The organism is Streptomyces zhihengii, from assembly GCF_016919245.1.
GTDB lineage: Bacteria > Actinomycetota > Actinomycetes > Streptomycetales > Streptomycetaceae > Streptomyces > Streptomyces zhihengii.
Window position 1 is genome coordinate 1,382,804 of record NZ_JAFEJA010000001.1, and the last position, 19,099, is coordinate 1,401,902.

Sequence of the window (19,099 nt, forward strand, 5' to 3'; positions counted from 1 at the left end):
CGCTCACTCCTCCACGCCGCCGGTGCGGTGCCCGAGGGCACCGCCCGCGCCCGTCCCCTGCGGACGGGCAGGTCTCCACCGCCTCGGCCGGCCGCCGGCCGGCCGGGCGTGCGCCGGTTCGAGGGGTATCTGCGGCCCCTGGCCCTCCCGCAGCCAGCGGCGGAGCACCCGGTGCACCTGCTCGGCGCCGGCCAGCGTCTCACCGGGAGCGACCGGCGGGGACAGCTCCAGCGGCGACAGCAGGAACGGCAGCGACTGCTCGCCGCCGAGCCCGCCGTGCGACCCGATCTGCTCCTCGAAGGCGTGCACCACCCCCGTCCGGGGGTCGAACATCGAGTTGACCATGATGTCGGCGACGTGCGGGAAGGAGTCCGTGCGCCGGACCGCGTCCGCCGCCCCGGGGCCGAAGACCTCCAGCGGTCCGCCGTCGCCGTCCTTCAGCGCGGCGACGGGCTGTGCGGCCCCGTCCCCGCCGAGCACCAGGGAGCCGTGCTCCTCGCTGCGCACCAGCAGGAAGCCGACGCCGGGATGGTCGGCGAGCGTCGACAGCAGCGCGGGATGGCGCCGGTCGATCTCCTCGCGGCTCATGCGGTGGGGCACGTCCGGGAACGAGACGAGCGCGAGGTTCCCGGACGCCAGCACGATCGGGTCCGGGCCCGTCGCGGGCACGTCCTCCTCGCCGCCGGCGGCGGGCCCGCGGTGCAGCGCGGTGCGGACCGCGTCGCGCGCGGCGTCGCGCGCCTCGGCGCCGCTGCGGGTGCGCACGGCACGGCGGGAGACGGGCAGCCCGCAGCCGGCCCGCACCAGGTCGCGCAGGGTCAGCCCGTAGGCGCCCTCGAAGGTGCTGCCCGGGCTCTGCCCGTGGTCCGACAGGAGCACGATCCGGTAGGGGCGGGGGGCGTGCTCGGCGGCCTTGGCGAGCAGCGCGATCGAGCGGTCGAGGCGCTCCAGCACGTCCTGCGCGTCGCGGCTGTGCGGTCCGGAGTGGTGGGCCACCTCGTCGTAGGCGACCAGGTCGGCGTAGACCGCGGTGCGGCCGGCGAGCATGTCCCCGATGACGGCGGCGACGACCACGTCCCGCTCGACGACGGTCGCGAACGCCCTGATGAACGGGTAGAGGCCGCCGCGTCCGACGCGCGGTTCGTCCCGCCGGACGCGGGCGCGCACGGACTGGCCGATCTCGCGGCACACCTCGGCGACGAAGGAGACGGCGGTGCGGACCGCGTTGGCCGGGTCGGAGAAGTACGCGAAGTAGCCCGCGCGGGAGCGGTTGGCGCGGCCGCGGCGGGCGGCCACCGACAGCACGAGCGCGAGCTGGTCGGCCCCGCCGCTGAACAGGTTGCCGCGGCTCGCTCCGTCGACCGTCAGCAGTCCGCCGTCGGCCGTCCGCTCGACGGCCCGGCGCTGGAGCTCGGCCGCGCTCGCGGGCCGGTTGCTGACGACGATCTGCCGGGTGTCCTTCTCGTACCAGCGGAACGCCGGCACGTCGTGGTTGGAGCCGTGCAGGATGCCGAGCTGGCTGGCGCCGGTCTGGCTGGACCAGTCGGTGCGCCAGGGGGTGAGCCGGTGGGTCGCGCCCAGCCAGGAGGCCACGGTCGGCATCACCCCGCTCTCCGCGGCGCGCAGCAGCACCGCGTGGCCGACGCCGTCGAGCTGGACGAAGACCGTGCCGGGCGCGTCGCCGCCGCCGGCGAGCTCCCGCACACCCCGGCGGCGCCGGTCGGCGAGCCGGGACAGCCGGCGCCGGTAGGCGTCGTCGTCGCGCACGGCGAGCGCGGTGGACGTGGCGGAGGCGACGGCCGACATCACGGCCGCGACCACCACCGCGGTCTCCGGGTTGGCGACGCCCCGGCCGTCGGGGATCAGCCACAGGGCGAGCAGCAGCAGCGACCCGTTGAGGAAGAACACCAGCAGGCCGAGCACCAGCGCGGGCACCAGCAGCAGCGCCCGCACCACCACGGGCCACACCAGCGCGCCCAGCAGGCCGAAAGCGCCCGCACCCCAGGCGGCGGTGACGGCCGTCCGGGTGATCGAGTCCCCGTCGGCGGACTGCAGCCGGAAGTCGGGCAGCAGCCCCGCCAGCGCCAGCATGGTCAGCGTCGACACGGCCCATACGACGACCACCCGGACGACCGTCCCGCCCGCCGAGCGCCATCGCCATCGACCCACGTACCGTCACCTCACCCCTCGCTCAGGGTCTCCAGCCTGGCACAACGCAGGAGCCGTCCGTGCCCCGAGCCCCTCCGCTCCGGGGCCGCGGGGCGGCACGGCCCGGCGGACCGCCGTGCTCCGGGGTGGATCACGCCCGCCGGGGAAGGAGGTAACAGGTCTTAGGCTCGTACGGGCGGGGATGTCGGTGAGGAGGGCGGCGCGTGCCGGTGGAGGTCACATGGTGGGGTCATGCCACCTGCACGATCGAGGACTCCGGGGTCCGGGTGCTGACGGATCCGCTGCTGGTGCGCCGGCTGGCCCATCTGCGCCGGCGGCGCGGGGCGCTGCCGTCGCCCGACGCCACCCGCGCCGACGCCGTGCTCGTCTCCCATCTGCACTCGGACCATCTGCATCTGCCGTCGCTGGCCAGACTGGCACCCGGCACCCGGCTCGTCGTGCCGCGGGGCGCGGGCGACGCGGTGCGCGGGCTGCGGCGGGTGGCGGGGGCGGCCGGGCTGGACGTCACGGAGGTGGCGCCGGGTGACGTGCTGCGCGTCGGCGACGTGCGCGTCCGGGCGGTGACCGCCGCGCACGACGGCCGCAGGATGCCGTTCGGGCCGCAGCTCTGCCCCGCCCTCGGCTATGTCGTCAGCGGTGAGGCCGACACCTACTTCGCGGGCGACACCGGGCTGTTCGACTCGATGGCCGACGAGGTGGGCCCCGTCGACGTGGCGCTGCTCCCGGTCGGCGGCTGGGGCCCGTACCTCGGCCACGGCCACCTGGACGCCGGGCGGGCCGCCGAGGCCCTCGCGGCGCTGTCGCCGCGCGCCGCGGTGCCGGTGCACTACGGCACGTACTGGCCGATCGGCATGGACGCCGTACGGCCCCACGAGTTCTACGCCCCGGGCGACGAGTTCGTCCGCAAGGCGGCCCGGATCGCGCCGAAGGTGTCCGTGCACCGGCTCGCGCACGGCGAACGGGTCAGACCGGAGGACGGCCGGTGATCCTCGATCTGTCCGAGACGGTGGGCGGACTGGGCGACGCCATACGGCAGTTGCCGCCGGAGTCGACCCAGCAGGCCGTCGGGCTGCCCTCGCTGTTCCTGCTGGTGGCCCTCGGCGCGCTGGTCCCGGTGGTGCCCACGGGGGCGATCGTCAGCACGGCCGCGGTGGTGGCCTTCCACCAGACCAGCCCGCTCTCGCTGCTGTTCGTCTTCCTGGTCTCCTCCTTCGCCGCGTTCCTGGGCGACGTGGCGCTGTACTGGCTGGGGCAGCGCGGCGTCCGTTCGAAGAACGGCTCCCGCTGGCTGGCCGCCCTGCGCGACCGGGCGGCGCCCGAGCGGGTCGAGCAGGCCGGGCGGAAGCTGACCGAGCACGGTGTCACCGTGCTGGTGCTCTCCCGGCTGGTCCCGGCCGGGCGGATCCCCGTGATGCTGGCGTGCCTGATGGCCGGGATGCGGATGCGCGACTTCGTCCGCGGCGACGTGCCGGCCTGCCTGGCGTGGTCGGCCACCTACGGGGTGATCGGCATCGTCGGCGGCTCGCTCTTCCCGGAGCCGTGGCAGGGCGTGGTGGCGGCCATCGCGCTGACCGTGCTGCTCAGCGGCGCTCCGGCCCTGTGGCGGAAGGTGCGGCACCCGCGGCACGCGGGGTGAGGGGGCGGGCGGAGCCCGCGCGAACAGGGCGGCAGCGGGCGGTGCCCCCACGAACGAGTGCGCGGCCGGGGCGGGACGGCGGGGGCGCCCGCGCGACGGCCGCCGGGGTGTGCCGGGCCGTCCGCTGCGGACCCGGGCCGCGCGCGGCCCTGCGACCCCTCCGGCACCGCTCCGCCGAGGAGCACCCAGGACCCGCGGTCCGGTGCACGACGCCGTGGTCCGTGCACCGGAGGTGTGGGGGCACGGGGGCATGGCCCGCGCCCGCAGGCCCGCAGGCGCCGGGGCGGGGCCGTGTTCCGTGCCGGGAGGGGTGGACGCGCGGGGGCGCCGGTCAGCGCAGTTCGTCGAGGACCGTGCCGAGGTGCCGCAACGCCTCGCGCACCGGGGGCAGTTCCAGCGGACGGTCGGAGCGCAGGGCGGCGAGCTGCCCGTCCGCCGCGGTCCCGAGCAGCGGGCCGGTGGAGAGGCGGACGCGCAGGGCGCCCAGTTCGTCGCCGAAGCGGTGGCCCCCGGGGACGGAGGTGCCGAGCCGGTCGCTCAGGTACTCCTCCAGCTCCATGGAGTCGCCGACGCCCCGCTCGGCCAGTCGCGCCCGCAGCGGCCCGAGATCGGCGTACAGATGGCGGCCCGCCTGCGGGGGCCGGGCCAGCGCGCCCGCGGCGAGCACCGTCCGGTGCACCGCGTCGCCCAGCCGCGCGTGCAGCGCGTTCGCCTCCCCGGTCCGGCCCAGGACCGCCGGGGGCTCCCCGAGGACATGGGCCGCCGCGGCGGCGACGGGGGCGGGGAGGACCGCGCCGAGCGCGGTGAGGACGTCGAGGGTGCGGGCCCGCCGGGCGGCGCCCTCGGGGCCGGCCGGGAAGCGGGCGACGGCGACGGGCCAGGCCGCCGGGGTCAGCGCACCGACCAGGTCGCTGATCACCGTCACGTCCCCGGGGCACATCTCGGCGGGGCTGAGCAGCACGGTCTGGCGGGGCTCGTGGACGGTGTCGCGCCAGGTCTCGTCGCTGATGATGTGCAGCCCTTCGCCGACCGCCGCCTCGCACGCCTCGCGGACCGTCTCGGGCGGGGCGACGGTGCCGGTGGGGTCGTCGGCGACGGACAGCAGGAGCAGCCGCGGCCGGCCGCCCTCGGTGCGCACCCGCCGTACGGTCTCCAGCAGCGCGAACGGGTCCGGTACGCCGCCGCACTCGGCGGGCGTGGGCACGTGGTAGGCGGGCCGGCCGAGCAGCCGGGCCTGCGGGGCCCACCAGGCGGGACAGGGGCGCGGCATGAGGACGTCGCCGTCGTGGGCACCGAGCAGGGCGAACAGGAGCGGCTGCGCCCCGGACGCGGCCACCACCTCGCCCGGGGCGCTGTGCAGTCCCCGGCGGGCCCAGTAGCCGCAGGCCGCCTCGCGCAGGGCCGGCCCGCCGCCGGACGGCTCGCCGGTGGCGGTGTCGCGGGCCCCGGCGAGCACCGCGGCCGACTCGCCGAGTACCGGCAGTCCCGTCTCCGGCGCGTACGGCCCGTACCGCACGGGCCCCCGCCCTCCGGCCGCCGTCCCGTCCATGCCGCCACCCTTCCCGCCGCTTCTCGCCGCGACCGCCCTCGGGCCGTACCGCCGTCGTGCCGGTGGGCGGTCCGTGCCCGGCACGCACCGGGGCGGGTGCCCGTCCCACGAGCCCTTTATACGAAGGTTCGGCGTGGGCCGCGCGGGGTGGGGTACGTCACCCGTGAGGCCCTGGTGTCGCGTACTCGGCGCGTCAAGGGGTATGCGCCCGGCATGGCAGACCTTCACAGACAGTCCACGGGCTCCCGCGAGACCTCCGGCCTGCGCGCCCTGCTGAGCTCCTGGGACAGGCAGGTCTTCACCGGCGTGGCCTCGCGCGAGTGGCCCGGCGCCGAGCCGGTGCTGCCCCGGCTGAGCAGGAGCGCCAACCACGGGCTGCTGTGGTTCGGCGCCGCGGCGGGCATCGCGGCGCTGGGCCGCGACGCGCGCTCCCGGCGGGCGGCGGTGCGGGGCGTGGCCTCGCTGGCCGTGGCCTCGGCCGTGATCAACACCGTGGGCAAGCGGTCCGTGCGCCGCGCCCGGCCGCTGCTGGACGCGGTGCCGGTGATGCGGCAGCTCAAGCGCCAGCCGTTCACCACGTCCTTCCCCTCCGGGCACGCCGCTTCGGCCGCGGCGTTCGCGACCGGTGTCGCGCTGGAGTCGAAGGGGTGGGGTGCGGTGGTCGCGCCGGTCGCGGCGTCGGTGGCGTTCTCACGGGTGTACACGGGTGTGCACTATCCGAGTGACGTCCTGGTGGGCACGGCGCTCGGCGTGGGCGCCGCGCTCGCCGTACGGGGCGCCGTGCCGACCCGTTCGCAGATGCCCGCGCCGGGCCGGCCCCGTGAGCACGCTCCCGCGCTGCCCGGCGGCGAGGGCATGGTCGTGGTGGTGAACCGGGAATCGGGCTCGGCGGACTGCGCCCCGGCGGTGCGGACGGCGCTGCCGCTGTCGGAGGTCGTCGAGTGCGCGCCGGACGAGCTGCCGGTCGAGCTGGCGAAGGCGGCGGGGAGCGCGCGGGCCCTCGGCATCGTCGGCGGCGACGGGACGGTCAACCTGGCCGCCACCATCGCCGCGACCCACCGGCTGCCGCTGGCCGTCTTCCCCGGCGGCACGCTCAACCACTTCGCGTACGACCTGGGCATAGAGTCCGTCGTCGACACCTGCCGGGCCGTCGAGGCCGGCGAGGCGGTCGGGGTGGACCTCGGGCGCTTCCGCCCCGGCCCGGGGGGCCGGCCCGATCCGGGCTACTTCGTCAACACGTTCAGCCTGGGGGTCTACCCGGAGCTGGTGCGGATCCGTGAGCGCTGGTCGCCCCGGATCGGCTCCTGGCCGGCGGGCATCCTGGCGGCGGGGCGGGTGCTGCGCGGCGAACACCCGCTGGAGGCCGAGATCGAGGGCAGGCGCCGGCCGATGTGGCTGCTCTTCGCGGGGAACGGCGTCTACAAGGGGGTCGGCCCCACCCCCGGGCACCGGCACAACCTCGCCGACGGGCTGCTCGACATCCGGGTGGTGCACGGCGGGCGGCTGCCCGGTCTCCGTCTGCTCGGCGCGGCGCTCGCCGGCAAGCTGAACCGCTCCCCCGTGCACGCCGCCCGCCGGCTGCACCGGCTGCGCATCGGCGGCCTCGCCCCCGGCACACTGCTCGCCTACGACGGCGAAGTGGCCGAGGCCCCGCGGGACCTGGTCGTGGACAAGGTCGTCGACGCGCTGACGGTCTACCGGCCGCAGCGTCTGCTGTAGGAAGCGCCGAGGGCGCCCCGGGCGCCGGGGGGCCTCTGCCCGGATTGACCCGGGCGCCGGGGGATCCTCTGCCGGATTGACCCGGGCGCCGTTGGGGATCGTCCGGGAGTCCCGGTCCGTCGCCACCGTGAGCCGGGCCCTCTCCGCGCAGGTCGCCGCCCCTCCGCGGGGGCACCCGGGCGCCGGGGGATCGTCCGTGTGACCCTCCGCGGGGTCCGCCCGGGCGCCGGGGATCGTCCGGCGGGTCCGCCCCGGACGCCGGGTGACCCACCGCGGGATCGCCCCGGCCGCCCGGGTGGCATCCGCGGGGACGGCAGAATCGCGCCATGCGGATTCTGATCGTCACCGCCGGTTCCCGGGGCGACGTCGCGCCCTTCACCGGCCTCGGCCGGCGCCTGCGCGACGCGGGCCACGAGGTGGCCGTGGCCGCCCACCCGTCGTTCGCCGCCCTCGTCACCGGGTGCGGCCTCGTCCACCGCCCGGTGCCGGGCGACCCCCAGGAGCTGCTCCGGGCCTGGTCCCGGGCCGCGTCACGGGAGGAGACCCGGGCGCTGACGCGGGCCTACGCGGACGGCCTGGCCGACGGGGTGGCGGACGCCGTCGCGGCCGGCACCGACCTGGTGCTCACCGCGTTCGGCCCGGCGCCGCTCAGCAGGACGGCCGGGGCGGCGTTCGGCGTCCCCGTCGCCGGCACCTACCTCACCCCGGCGTTCGCCACCGCCCGGTTCGCGCTGCCCGGCGCGCGGAACTCCGACGGCACCGGTCCGCGCGACCGTCTCGCCGCGGGCCGGGCGGTGCTGGCACGGGCCGAAGGGGTCTTCGCGGGCGCCGTGGCCCGGTTGCGCGACCGCTTCGGGCTGCCCGACGGCACGCCCTCGGCGGCCGGAGACCTCCGGCCGGTCTTCCACGGCTACAGCCCGCTGGTGGTGCCGCGTCCAGGCGACTGGCCGTCCGGGGTCGGGGTGAGCGGCTACTGGTGGCCCGCCCGGCCGGACGGCTGGCGGCCCCCGGCCGAGCTGGCCGACTTCCTCGGCGCCGGACCGCCCCCGGTGTTCATCGGCTTCGGCAGCATGGCCCCGGGCGAGGGCGAGCGGCTCGGGGAACTGGTGACCTCGGCGGTGCGGCGCGCGGGGGTGCGGGCGGTCGTCCAGGCGGGGTGGGCCGGGCTGAACGGCTCCGGCTCCGGCTCCGACGTGCTGGCGATCGGTGACGTCCCGCACGACTGGCTGTTCCCCCGGACCGCCGCCGTCGTCCACCACGCGGGGGCGGGCACCACCGGGGCCGGTCTGCGCGCCGGGGTGCCCGCGCTGCCGGTGCCCGTCATGGCCGACCAGCCGTTCTGGGCGTCCCGGCTGTGCGAGCTGGGCGTGGCGCCGCGGGCTCTGCCGTTCCACGACCTCACCGCCGAAGCCCTCGCCGACGCGATCGGGGCCTGTGTGTCGGAGCCCTCCCACCGCCACCGCGCGACCGCACTCGCCCGCCGCATCACCGCGGAGGACGGCACCGCCCCGGTCCTCGCCCACATCGAGGGGCGCGCCCCGGCGGGGGCGGGCTGAGCGGCGCGGGGTGCCGTCGCCGGGCGGAACGGGCTGAGCGGGACGGGTGCCGTCGCCGGGCGGGGCGGGCTGAGCGGGGCGTGGTGCCGTCGCCTGCGGGGGCCCGGCCCGGCGACCGCCCACCGAGGGCCGGGCGGCCGCCGAGGGGCGGGCGGCCCGTTCGGTACGGGGGCGGGCCGAACGCGGCGGCGTGCACCGTCGCGGGTGGTGCCGACCGAGTCGGTGACGGCCGGCGGCCGGGAGCCGCCGTCGAAGGACGTCGCCCCTGGGCGGGTGCGCCTGGAAGGTCGCCCCTGGGCGGGCTCGCGTGGTGGGGCGGGCGGGAGTCCCGTCCTCCCGCGTCGGGGCCTGGGCGCCGGCACTCGTCCGCGCGGCGTCGCGATGAGCGAGGGCGCACGGCGCCGGGGGCGACGCGGGTGCCGGGGGCGACGCGGGTGCCGGGCCGCGCCCCGACCGCCGCTGCCCGCAAGCCTGCTGACGGGGCGTCGAGCCAGGCCGGCGGGGGCCGTAAAACGGATCGACGCGCCCCCGGTGACTCGCGCACCATGGCCGTACCGCCGTGGGCGGCCGGCCACGGGGGTGTCGGCCGACCGGTGGGCTCCGGCGTCCCGTGCCCCTCGGCCCGGGCGCCGGCCTCTCGGGCCGGAGACGGGGCCGGAACGATTCGTGAGCGTCGCGCCCCCGGACCGGGACGGGCCGCAGGCGTCCGGCCCTCGCCGGAACGGGCCGAACGTGTCGCGGCCCCGGGACCGGAACGGGCCGCGTGCGTGGTGGTCACCGGCCGGAGCGGGGCGTACGGCCCGTCGGGCCACCGGCCGGAACGGGCCGTACCGGCACCCGCATGCCGCCTCGTCGCGGCCTAGCGTTCCCGGAACCGCCGTACGTAGCGGCGCTGCCAGGGTGTCTCCACCGCGTGCCGGTCGTAGTGGGCGCGGACGTAGGCCACCGCCGCGTCGGGCGGGACGCCGTCGAGGACGGCGATGCACGCGAGCGCCGTGCCGGTGCGCCCCCGGCCTCCGCCGCAGGCGACCTCGACCCGTTCCGCCGCGCAGCGCCGCCATGCCTCGCCGAGCAACTCCCGGGCCTCGTCACGGTCACGGGGCAGCAGGAAGTCGGGCCAGCGCAGCAGGCGCGCCTCCCAGCCGGCCGGCGGGGGCGGCCGGTCGAGCAGGTACACCGCGAAGTCCGGCGGCGGCCCTTCCGGCAGGGGGCGGCGGAGGCCGCGGCCGCGGATCAGGCGCCCGGAGGGCAGGCGCAGCACCCCGGCCACGTGCTCGTCCCAGGTCTCTCCCACGGCACCATGATGCCAGCCACGGCCCGTCCATCATGTGAAACGGATATCTCGTCATCCGATACGGCGGCGTACCGTTGATCTCCTCGCCCCAGCGGCGTCCCACCGATGGAGAAGGGTTCCGCCATGCCGAAGGAGACCGCCGTGTACACCCACGGCCACCATGAGTCCGTCCTGCGCTCGCACACCTGGCGCACGGCGGAGAACTCGGCCGCCTACCTGCTCGGTGAACTGCGGCCCGGTGCCGAGGTCCTGGACGTCGGCTGCGGTCCCGGCACCATCACCGCCGACTTCGCCGCCCTGGTCGCCCCCGGCCGGGTGACGGCCGTCGACGCCGCCGAGGACGTGCTGGACCGGGCCCGCGCGCACGCGGCGGAACGCGGCCTGGACAATGTCCGGTTCGCGGTCGCCGACGTCCACCAACTGGACTTCCCCGACGACTCGTTCGACGTCGTCCACGCCCACCAGGTCCTCCAGCACGTCGGCGACCCGGTCCAGGCGCTGCGCGAGATGCGCCGGGTGTGCCGCCCCGGGGGCGTGGTCGCCGCGCGCGACAGCGACTACGGCGCGTTCACCTGGTACCCCGCGCTCCCGGGGCTGACCGAGTGGCAGCGGCTGTACTCCCGTGTCGCCCGCGCCAACGGCGGCGAGCCGGACGCCGGACGGCACCTCAAGTCCTGGGCCCGCCGGGCCGGTTTCACCGACGTCACCTGCACGGCCGGCACCTGGTGCTTCGCCACCCCGGCCGAACGCGCCTGGTGGAGCGGACTGTGGGCGGACCGCACCACGGCCTCCGTGTACGCCCGCCTCGCGGTCGAGGGCGGCCACGCGACCCCCGAGCGGCTCGACGCCGCGGCGCAGGCGTGGCGGGAGTGGGGCGCCGACGAGGACGCGTGGTTCATGGTGCCGCACGGCGAGATCGTGTGCCGGGTGGAGTGAGCCCGGGCGCCGTCGCCCCGGCCGGGACGCGCGGTCCCCGGCGCTCCCCCGCGCCGGGGACCGCGCGTCCCGCCCCTCCCCCGCACCGGTCGCAGATGCGCAGCGATCGCACCTGGTGGGCGCGGGTATCACCGCTGTAGCCGCAATCGGGTTCCTGTGCCACGGTGTTGCGCATGGAGGGGACGGGGCACCATCACCATCACCCCCGGCGCGGTGCGCGGTTGCGGCACCGGGCGGGGCATGTCGTACGGCCGCACGGGCACGAACCGGCCGACCGGGTCGACGCGGCCATGGAGGCGTCGCGGGACGGGATGCGCACGCTGTGGATCTCGCTCGCCGTGCTGGGCGCCACGACGGCCGTGCAGGCGGTGATCGTCGCGCTGTCCGGGTCGGTGGCACTGCTGGGCGACACCGTGCACAACGCCGCCGACGCGCTGACCGCCGTACCGCTCGGGATCGCGTTCGTGCTGGGGCGGCGCGCCGCCGACCGGCGCTACACCTACGGGTACGGGCGCGCCGAGGATCTCGCGGGGATCGTGATCGTCGCGACGATCGCGGCCTCCGCGGTGGTGGCCGCCTGGACGGCCTTCGACCGCCTGCTGCACCCGCGCGACGTGGGGCATCTGTGGGCGGTGGCCGCCGCGGCACTGGCCGGCTTCGCCGGGAACGAGTGGGTGGCGCGGTACCGGATCCGGACGGGGCGCCGGATCGGATCCGCCGCGCTCGTCGCGGACGGACTGCACGCCCGGGCCGACGGGTTCACCTCGCTGGCCGTGCTGCTCGGCGCGGGCGGCGCCGCGCTGGGGTGGCGTGCGGCCGACCCGGTGGTGGGGCTGCTGATCACCGTCGCGATCCTGGTGGTCCTGTGGGACGCCGCCCGCCAGGTGTGCCGGCGGCTGATGGACGCGGTGGACCCGGCGCTCGTCGACGCGGCGCACACGGCGCTGCGGTCGGTCGAGGGGGTGCTGGGGACGGGGCAGGTCCGGATGCGGTGGATCGGCCACAGCCTGCGGGCCGAGGCCGAGATCGTGGTCGCCCCCGAACTGACCGTCGTCGAGGCCCACCGGCTGGCGGTCGCGGCCGAGCACGCGCTGCTGCACGCCGTGCCCCGGCTGACGGCCGTCACCGTGCACACGGACCACCCGGCCCCCGACGGCGATCCGCACGCGGAGCTCGCGCACCACGGACGGACGGCCGTGCCGGGCGGCTGAGGGTGCCCGGTGTCGTTCACCGGAGCGGCCAACTACCCTCGCCCGCATGGAGATCCTCGGAACGACCCTGCGCATCTGTGTCGACGACCTGGACACCTCGGCCGCCTTCTACGAACGGCTCACCGGGGCCGTCCCGCTGCGGTTCGAGCGCGGCGGGGTGTCCGTCGCGGCGGTCGGCTGCTTCCTGCTGATGAGCGGTCCGGAGGCGGAGCTGGAGGTGCTGCGCAAGGTGTCGGCGACGATCGCGGTGGAGGACGTGGACGCCGCGTACACCACGCTCACCGGCAACGGCGCCCAGGTGATCGCGGGCCCCGTCCCGACCCCCGCGGGCCGCAACCTGATCGCGGTGCACCCGGACGGATCGGTCTTCGAGTACGTGGACCGCAGGGTCGTCCAGCAGTAGGCGGGGCCGGCTTCCCGGCGCCTACGATCGCCCCCATGTCAGGTCCCGTACTCGTCATCGAACTGCCGGAGCCCGTCTCCCCCGCCGGGATGCGGCGGTTCCGTGCCCTCATGGCAGGCCTCTCCTCGCGCTGCGAGGAGAAGCGGCCGGGGTCCTTCGACGTGCACGTGGCGGTGGAGCGCCTCGGCATCGCACCTTCGCGGGAGGATCCCGCGTGGACGTATCCGCTCTCCCTCCTCGGCGGTGCCCCCGACGAAGGGCTCGCGGCACTGGCTGGCCCAGACCCCCGGCGCGACGACCCGAACCGGCCCTTCGACGTCTACCTGATGGGCCCCGGCGTCGGCGACGAAGGCATCTTCGAGGCGGAGCACGCGGACGCGCCGGCGGTGCCCGCCGTCCTCGGCTTCACTCCCACCCACGCCGTCAACGTGAGCGCGGCCTGCAACCGGCCCGTCGACCATCTGGCCACCGCGCTGCTCACCGCGGCCGTGATGGACGTCATCGGCGGTGTGGCCTGTGCCGAGCTGAGGGACGGGCAGGCTTCACTGGTGGCCGAACTCCCCGGCCTGCTGGGGTTCACCGGCGAGGACCCCCCGGACGCGCTGGGCTCCGCCGACTTCCTGAGGGCCTGGGCCGCGCTGCCCGGCTTCCGACTGCTGAAGTAGCCCGGGCTGCCCGGCGCCCGCGCCGTCGCGGCCCGGGACCCCGCCGGGCCCCCCGGGCCGCGTCCGACGGGCGGTCAGCCGTCGCCCTGCATGCGGAAGTCGTAGTGCTCCGGCAGCGGGTCGTCGGTGATCCGGGCCCACAGCTCCCCCAGCACCGCGGCGCCCTCGCGCAGGTCCGCGACCTCGATGTCGGCGTCGAGCACCGCGCGGGCCTCGTCCGCGCGGCCCTCGGCGATCAGGACCATGACGTGCAGGAGACGGAAGCGGCCGCGCTCCCGGACGGACGGCGGCAGCCGGTCCCACACGGCGCGGGCGTCGGCGGTGCGCCCGGCGGCGAGGAGGGCCTCGACGGCCTCCCGGCCGAGGGCGGCCACCGCGGCCGTCCGCTCACCGCCGTCACCGCGGTCGCCGTCACCGCCGTCGGAGCCCTCGCCGTCACGGCTCTCGGCGCACAGTTCGCCGAAGGCGGCCGCGTAGTGGTCGGCGGCCCTTCCGGGGTGCCCGCCGGTGAGGTCGGCGACGGCCAGGCAGCGCAGCAGCGGCCAGCGGGAGGAGGCGCGCCGCAGTCCGCGTTCCCAGCTCCGCACCGCCTGGGCGAGGTCACCGGCGTGCCACTGGGCGATGCCGAGGTGGTACTCGGTCAGCGGCTCGGCCGGAGCGGTCTCCAGCATGTCCCGCCAGTGCGGGGCGACCAGCGTCGGACCGGGCGCGGCGGCGTCGTGCGCGGCGGGCAGCGCCCCCGTCTCCAACAGCGCCCGCCAGGGCGCCTGTTCCGGGCCGAGCGCCGAGGGGTCGAACGGGGTGCCGGGCAGTTCGTGGCCGGCCCGCAGCACTTCGAGGGCGCCCCATCCGGAGCCGGTGGCGAGGCTCTCGCCCGGTTCGGTGTCGGCGCAGGGCAGCCACGCCCGGTAGGCGGCGTCGACGGCCTCGCGGGGCAGCGCCGCCGCCAGCCGTGCCGCCGTCTCCGCGCGGGCCGCGGACCAGTCGTCGCCGTGCACGAGCGCGGGGTCGGCGTCGAGCGGGCCGTACGCCTCCAGCCAGCTGATCTCCGTCTCCGGTTCGAGGCGCAGGTGTTCGAGCTGGGTGCGGGCGAGCCCGGCCTGGATCTCGGCGTAGCCGCGCGTGCCGGGTTCGGTCAGCCAGCGCTGCCAGCGTCGGCCGCCGCGCCCGGAGCCCCAGACGAACAGCTTGCGCCCGCGCAGGGTGTCGGTGGACGTCTGCACCAGGCCGTGTCCGCCGGCGTCCAGCGCGGCGATCCACTTGCGGTCGCCGTCGGGCACCTCGTAGAACCAGTCGGCGGAGTGGGTGGTGCGCAGCGGGTAGGTGCGGTCGGCCCGCTGCCCGTCCGGGCCGGAGGCGGAGCCCCGGCCGGAGGCGGAGACGGGGACCGGGACGCGGCGCAGGCTGCGGGTGTAGCCGAAGTGCCAGGCCTCCTCGGCGGGCGCGAGGATCCGGGTGCCCTCGTCCTCGTCGACGGCGGTGTTGGACCACCAGTAGAGGGCGGCGGGGCGCTCGTGGGGGTTGCGCACCCGGACGCCGACATGGAGGAAGTCGGAACCGTCCGGGAGCCACAGGTCGACCTGGAAGGGCAGGTCGCGCAGCCGCTCCCACTCCCACAGGCGCAGCATCGGCCCGCCGTCGGGGGCGGTGACGACGGCGGCGTGCAGCGGGGCGCAGGCGAGGGCGGTGTGGCCGGTGGCGCCGATGTTCCACTCGATGCCGCCGGAGAACCAGGCGCCGGCCAGTCCGAAGGCGGCGGGCTGGAGGACCGGGTTGCGGTGGAGCAGTTCGCGGCCGGTCGGCTTGTGGTGCAGGGAGTGGACGCGACCGCCGAGACCCGGCAGGACGGTGACGCGCAGCCGTTCGTTCTCCAGGACGATCGCGTCGAGTGCGGTGGGCGTGCGGTCGCGGCCGTAGCCGTCGAGGACGCGCACGGGCAGCACGGTGTGCAGCGGCTCGTAGCCGATCTGGCGGGCCATGTCACGGGGCAGCCCGCGCCTGGTCTCCTCGTCGAGGGTGTGCGGTCCCCGGACGGGGCGCAGGGCCGGCAGCGGGTTCGGCGGGCCCAGGGGTGCGGCGGGCAGGGTCAGTTCGGCACGGCGCACGGTGGTGGGCACGGCAACCTCGTCTTCGTCGGGGGTGCGCCGGGCTGCGGCCGTCCCCGGTGGCCATCGGAATGACCATGGAACATCCCGGTGGGGCGGTGCGGCCAGGGGCGGGCGCGATATTTCGGTTGCGTGTGCCCGGCGCCGTTCTACGCTCGTCGGGCCGGTGGGCGCGGTCCGAGGGGCCGGGCGGTCCGGCCGGCACGGGGGAAGCACGGCGGAGGCACGACAGAAGGTGGCGTCGGGATGAGTACGCAGCACACGTACCGGGTGATCGTCCGGGGTGCGTGGGAGGGTCTGACGGAGGAGGGGCGCACCGCGCTGCTCGCGGAGGTGGACCGGCACGACGGGCTGGGGGCGATCCGGTTCACCGAGGAGGGTTCGCTGGCCTACGACCGGGCGCTGCGGCGCTTCACCTACCGGTTCGTCGTGGTGTCGGACGCGGCCGACGGCGAGGAGATGGCCGAGGTGATCGCGGAGGACCGGGCGCGGACGGCGCTGGCCGCGCTGGGCCACGGGCACGGGGAGCTGAAGTGCTCGGCGACCGACATGGACACCATGAAGGTCAACGACAAGGGCCGCCGCCGGCGCTGACGGCCCGTGCCGCGGTCCGTGGCACGGCCCGGTGACGGCCGCGACCGGTCCGTCGCACGGCCCGGTACCCGCCTCGACCGGTCCGTGGCACGGCTCAGTGCCCGGCGCGACCGGTCCGTCGCACGGCTCAGTGCCCGCCGCGACCGGTCCGTCGCACGGCTCAGTGCCCGCCGCGACCGGTCCGTCGCACGGCTCAGTGCCCGCCGCGACCGGTCCGTCGCACGGCTCAGTGCCCGGTGCCGGCGGCCGCCGCGGCGGTGTCCAGCGCCGGCACGTGGAGCGTCAGCGTCCGGGCGTCGGCGTCGAGTGTGGCGGGCACGCCGAGCGGCATCGTCAGCGCCGACTCCCCGTGGCCGAAGCCGAACTCCTCCAGGACGGGGACGCCCAGGGTGCCCAGCCGGTCCAGCAGGACGGCGCGGACGGAGGCGTACGGGCCGCACTCCGCCCAGGAGCCGAGGACCACGCCCGCGACGCCGGCCAGCCAGTCGGCGCGCAGGAGCTGGGTGAGCATCCGGTCGATGCGGTAGTCCTCCTCGCCCACGTCCTCCAGCAGCAGGATCCCGCCGCGGGCACCGGGCCGGGTGTGCGGGACGGCGAGGTCGCCGGCGAGCAGCGCGAGGCAGCCGCCGAGGGTGACCCCGGTGGCCCGGCCCGGGGTCATGGTCCGGGCGCCGGGCAGGGCTTCGAGGGTGCGCACGGACTCCGGGTCGAACAGGGTGGCCCGCAGGTGCTCCTGGGTGCGGGCGTCCTTGAGGAACGTCAGCGCGCCCGGCATGGGCCCGTGCAGGGTGGCGATGCCCGCCCGTACGGCGAACGCCTCGTGGAGGGCGGTGATGTCGCTGTAGCCGACCAGGACCTTGGGCGCGGCGGCGCGGACCGCCGTCCAGTCGACGAGGTCGGTCACGCGCTGGACGCCGTAGCCGCCGCGGGCGCAGAAGACCGCGGAGACGGTGGGGTCGCACCAGGCGTCGGTCAGGTCGCGGGCGCGTGCCCCGTCGGTGCCGGCGAGGTAGGGCAGCGACGGGTGGGTGTCGAGGACGTGGGGCATGACGACCGGGTCGAGGCCCCAGCCGCGCAGGACGTCGAGCCCGGCGTGCAGGCGGTCGGCCGGGACGGGCCCGCTGGGGGCGACGACGGCGACCCGTGCGCCCGGGGTCAGGCGCGGCGGGCGGGTCAGCGGGGGCACGCTGCTCATGTGCGGAGCTCCAGGTCGGGTATGCCGGGGCTCATGTGCGGAGCTCCAGGTCGGGTACGTCGGGCCGGTCGATGCCGAAGGTGCGCGTGTAGAGGGCGAGTTCGGCCTCCAGGGCGCGCTGCACGGTCTCGGCCCTGCGGAATCCGTGGCCCTCCCCGGGGAAGGCGATGTACGCGTGGGGGACGCCCCGGCCCGCCGTCTTCGCGAGGAAGCGCTCGCACTGGGCGGGCGGGCAGATCACGTCGTCGAGGCCCTGGAGGAGCAGGAACGGCGCGGTGATCCGGTCGACGTGGTTGACGGGCGAGCGGTCCCGGTAGCGGCCGGGGACGTCGGCGAGCGGGCCGACGAGCGACTCCAGGTAGCGGGACTCGAAGTCGTGGGTCTCGCCGGTGGCCCAGGCGTACAGGTCGAGGATCGGGTAGACGATGGTGCCGCAGGCGTAGACGTCGGTGGTCGTCAGGGAGACGGCCGCGGTCCAGCCGCCGGCGCTGCCGCCGCGGACGGCGAGGCGCGCGGGGTCGGCGGTGCCCTCGTCGGCGAGGGCCTCGGCGACGGCGGCGCAGTCCTCGACGTCGACCACGCCCCACTGTTCGCGCAGCCGTTCGCGGTAGGCGCGGCCGTAGCCGGTGGATCCGCCGTAGGCGACCTCGGCGACGCCGATGCCGCGGGAGGTGAAGTAGGCGATCTCCAGGTCGAGGACGAGCGGGACCCGGCCGGTGGGACCGCCGTGCGCCCGGATGATGTACGGGGGCAGCTCGTCGTCGGGGGCGGTGCGGTCGGGGCTGTGCGGCGGGTAGACGTGGGCGTGGATCTCGCGGCCGTCGGGGCCGGTGAAGGTGCGGAGCAGCGGCTCGGGGTAGTAGGCCGGGTCCACCGGGTCGGCGTGGGCGCCCGCGACGACGCGGGCGTGGCCGGTGCGGGTGTCGAGTTCGACGACCTCGTAGCCGCTGCGCGGGCTGGCGGCGACGCCGTAGACGCGGTCCCCGCAGACGGCGAGGGTGGGGGCCCACTCGGTCCAGGGGCCGGGGGCGTCGACGAGTTCGCCGGTCTCGGCGTCGAGTATCCCGAGGGCGGTGCCGCCGGTGCCGTGGACGACGGCGACGGGTCCGGCGGGCAGGGGGTGCAGCCACCGGGAGCCGAGCGTCCACAGGGCGCCGCCGAACTCCTCGGCACGTCCGGGGCAGAGCGCCACGGCGGGGCCGAAACCGCCCTCGCCGCCGTCCCCGGGGCCCTCGCCGCCTGCGGCGGGCGCCGCGCGCACCGGCTCCCACCAGCCGCTCGCGTCGGAGAGGTACAGCAGGGCGCCGTCGGGGGCCCAGGCCACCTGGCAGACCGACTCGGTCTCGCTCCCGGCGACCGCGCGGGCGCCCTCGAAGGGGCCGTCCCCGGCGACGCGGGCGACGATCACCTCGGTGCCGTCCCAGGGCATCCGCGGGTGGTCCCAGGCGATCCAGGCGGCGCTGCGGCCGTCGGGCGAGACCTCGGGCCCGGTGACGAACCGGTGCCGTCCGTCGGAGAGTTCGCGGACGGCGCCGCGGTCCCCGGCGGCGGAGCCGTCGAGGGGGACGGCGGCGATCACCCGGCGCACATCGGTCGGCGAGGGGCCCGTGAACTCCTCCAGCACGCACCACACCTCGCCGTCGCCGAGGCGCAGCCGCGGGTCGGCCCAGCGCAGGCCGCCGCCGGTGGCGGACAGGGGGGTCAGCGGGCGGGGCACGGCGCCGGGGACGTCCGGCTCGTAGGCGTAGAGTCGCTGGTCGCCGAAGTGGACGAAGACGATCAGCGGTCCGCCGGACGGGCGGGCCGCGCCGGCCCAGGGCAGTCCGCCGTACTCGGTGACCCTGCTGCGCACGTTCCACGGAGCGGGGAGCACGGATTCCCCGCTCCCGTCGGCGCGCAGCCGCACCAGTGCGCGGCGGCCGTCCTCGGCGGGGCGGGGCGCGGTCCACCAGACCTCGTCGCCGACGACGCCGAGGTGGTCGGGCCGGCCGTCGTGGCCGGCGGCGAGGGCCGCGCCGATCGGCGACGGCCAGGTCCCGTACGGTCCGGTGGGGAGCATCGGGGGCC

The 19,099-nt window shown here is 77.0% G+C and carries 15 protein-coding genes; 9 read left to right on the forward strand and 6 right to left on the reverse strand.

The window, feature by feature from the left end; translation table 11 throughout:
- Positions 1–3 precede the first annotated feature (3 nt).
- On the reverse strand, positions 4–2,169 hold the full coding sequence (locus JE024_RS05820; protein WP_205372557.1) for a phage holin family protein: 2,166 nt from the start codon (positions 2,167–2,169) through the stop codon (positions 4–6).
- 203 nt (positions 2,170–2,372) lie between these two features.
- Between JE024_RS05820 and JE024_RS05825 the strand changes: the two genes are divergently transcribed.
- Positions 2,373–3,155 carry an MBL fold metallo-hydrolase gene (locus JE024_RS05825; RefSeq protein WP_205372558.1) on the forward strand — a complete coding sequence of 261 codons (783 nt, stop codon included), beginning with the start codon at positions 2,373–2,375 and terminating at the stop codon, positions 3,153–3,155.
- Complete coding sequence (locus JE024_RS05830; RefSeq protein ID WP_205372559.1) at positions 3,152–3,805, forward strand: DedA family protein; 654 nt, start codon at positions 3,152–3,154, stop codon at positions 3,803–3,805. The genes JE024_RS05825 and JE024_RS05830 overlap by 4 nt, the downstream gene beginning before the upstream one ends.
- A gap of 331 nt (positions 3,806–4,136) precedes the next feature.
- Here JE024_RS05830 and JE024_RS05835 read toward each other — a convergent pair whose 3' ends face one another.
- Positions 4,137–5,354, reverse strand: coding sequence for an aminotransferase class I/II-fold pyridoxal phosphate-dependent enzyme (locus JE024_RS05835; RefSeq protein WP_205372560.1), 1,218 nt, complete (start codon positions 5,352–5,354; stop codon positions 4,137–4,139).
- Positions 5,355–5,567: 213 nt separating this feature from the next.
- Between JE024_RS05835 and JE024_RS05840 the strand changes: the two genes are divergently transcribed.
- Complete coding sequence (locus JE024_RS05840; RefSeq protein WP_205372561.1) at positions 5,568–7,073, forward strand: bifunctional phosphatase PAP2/diacylglycerol kinase family protein; 1,506 nt, start codon at positions 5,568–5,570, stop codon at positions 7,071–7,073.
- Positions 7,074–7,399: 326 nt separating this feature from the next.
- Positions 7,400–8,629 (forward strand): glycosyltransferase, encoded by a 1,230-nt coding sequence (locus tag JE024_RS05845; RefSeq protein ID WP_205372562.1) that lies wholly within the window; start codon positions 7,400–7,402, stop codon positions 8,627–8,629.
- A gap of 859 nt (positions 8,630–9,488) precedes the next feature.
- On the opposite strand, the gene JE024_RS05850 is transcribed toward JE024_RS05845, so the two are convergent.
- Positions 9,489–9,923 carry a phosphatase domain-containing protein gene (locus JE024_RS05850; protein WP_205372563.1) on the reverse strand — a complete coding sequence of 145 codons (435 nt, stop codon included), beginning with the start codon at positions 9,921–9,923 and terminating at the stop codon, positions 9,489–9,491.
- A gap of 123 nt (positions 9,924–10,046) precedes the next feature.
- On the opposite strand from JE024_RS05850, the gene JE024_RS05855 reads away from it, so the two are divergent.
- From JE024_RS05855 to JE024_RS05870, 4 genes are all read left to right on the forward strand, one after another.
- On the forward strand, positions 10,047–10,859 hold the full coding sequence (locus tag JE024_RS05855; protein WP_205372564.1) for a methyltransferase domain-containing protein: 813 nt from the start codon (positions 10,047–10,049) through the stop codon (positions 10,857–10,859).
- 173 nt (positions 10,860–11,032) lie between these two features.
- Positions 11,033–12,070: a cation diffusion facilitator family transporter gene (locus JE024_RS05860; RefSeq protein ID WP_205372565.1), complete on the forward strand. Its 1,038-nt coding sequence runs from the start codon at positions 11,033–11,035 to the stop codon at positions 12,068–12,070.
- 46 nt (positions 12,071–12,116) lie between these two features.
- On the forward strand, positions 12,117–12,473 hold the full coding sequence (locus JE024_RS05865; RefSeq protein WP_205372566.1) for a VOC family protein: 357 nt from the start codon (positions 12,117–12,119) through the stop codon (positions 12,471–12,473).
- Positions 12,474–12,508: 35 nt separating this feature from the next.
- Positions 12,509–13,138, forward strand: coding sequence for a DUF6368 family protein (locus JE024_RS05870; RefSeq protein ID WP_205372567.1), 630 nt, complete (start codon positions 12,509–12,511; stop codon positions 13,136–13,138).
- Positions 13,139–13,212: 74 nt separating this feature from the next.
- Here the strand turns inward: JE024_RS05870 and JE024_RS05875 are convergent, their stop codons facing one another.
- Positions 13,213–15,255: a DUF5107 domain-containing protein gene (locus JE024_RS05875; RefSeq protein ID WP_205372568.1), complete on the reverse strand. Its 2,043-nt coding sequence runs from the start codon at positions 15,253–15,255 to the stop codon at positions 13,213–13,215.
- 234 nt (positions 15,256–15,489) lie between these two features.
- On the opposite strand from JE024_RS05875, the gene JE024_RS05880 reads away from it, so the two are divergent.
- Positions 15,490–15,837, forward strand: coding sequence for a DUF6204 family protein (locus tag JE024_RS05880; RefSeq protein ID WP_205372569.1), 348 nt, complete (start codon positions 15,490–15,492; stop codon positions 15,835–15,837).
- Positions 15,838–16,063: 226 nt separating this feature from the next.
- On the opposite strand, the gene JE024_RS05885 is transcribed toward JE024_RS05880, so the two are convergent.
- Positions 16,064–17,032, reverse strand: coding sequence for a S66 peptidase family protein (locus JE024_RS05885; protein ID WP_205372570.1), 969 nt, complete (start codon positions 17,030–17,032; stop codon positions 16,064–16,066).
- Between the two features lie 31 nt (positions 17,033–17,063).
- A complete protein-coding gene (locus JE024_RS05890) occupies positions 17,064–19,091 on the reverse strand; it encodes a prolyl oligopeptidase family serine peptidase (protein WP_205372571.1) in 2,028 nt (675 codons plus the stop codon).
- Positions 19,092–19,099: the final 8 nt, after the last annotated feature.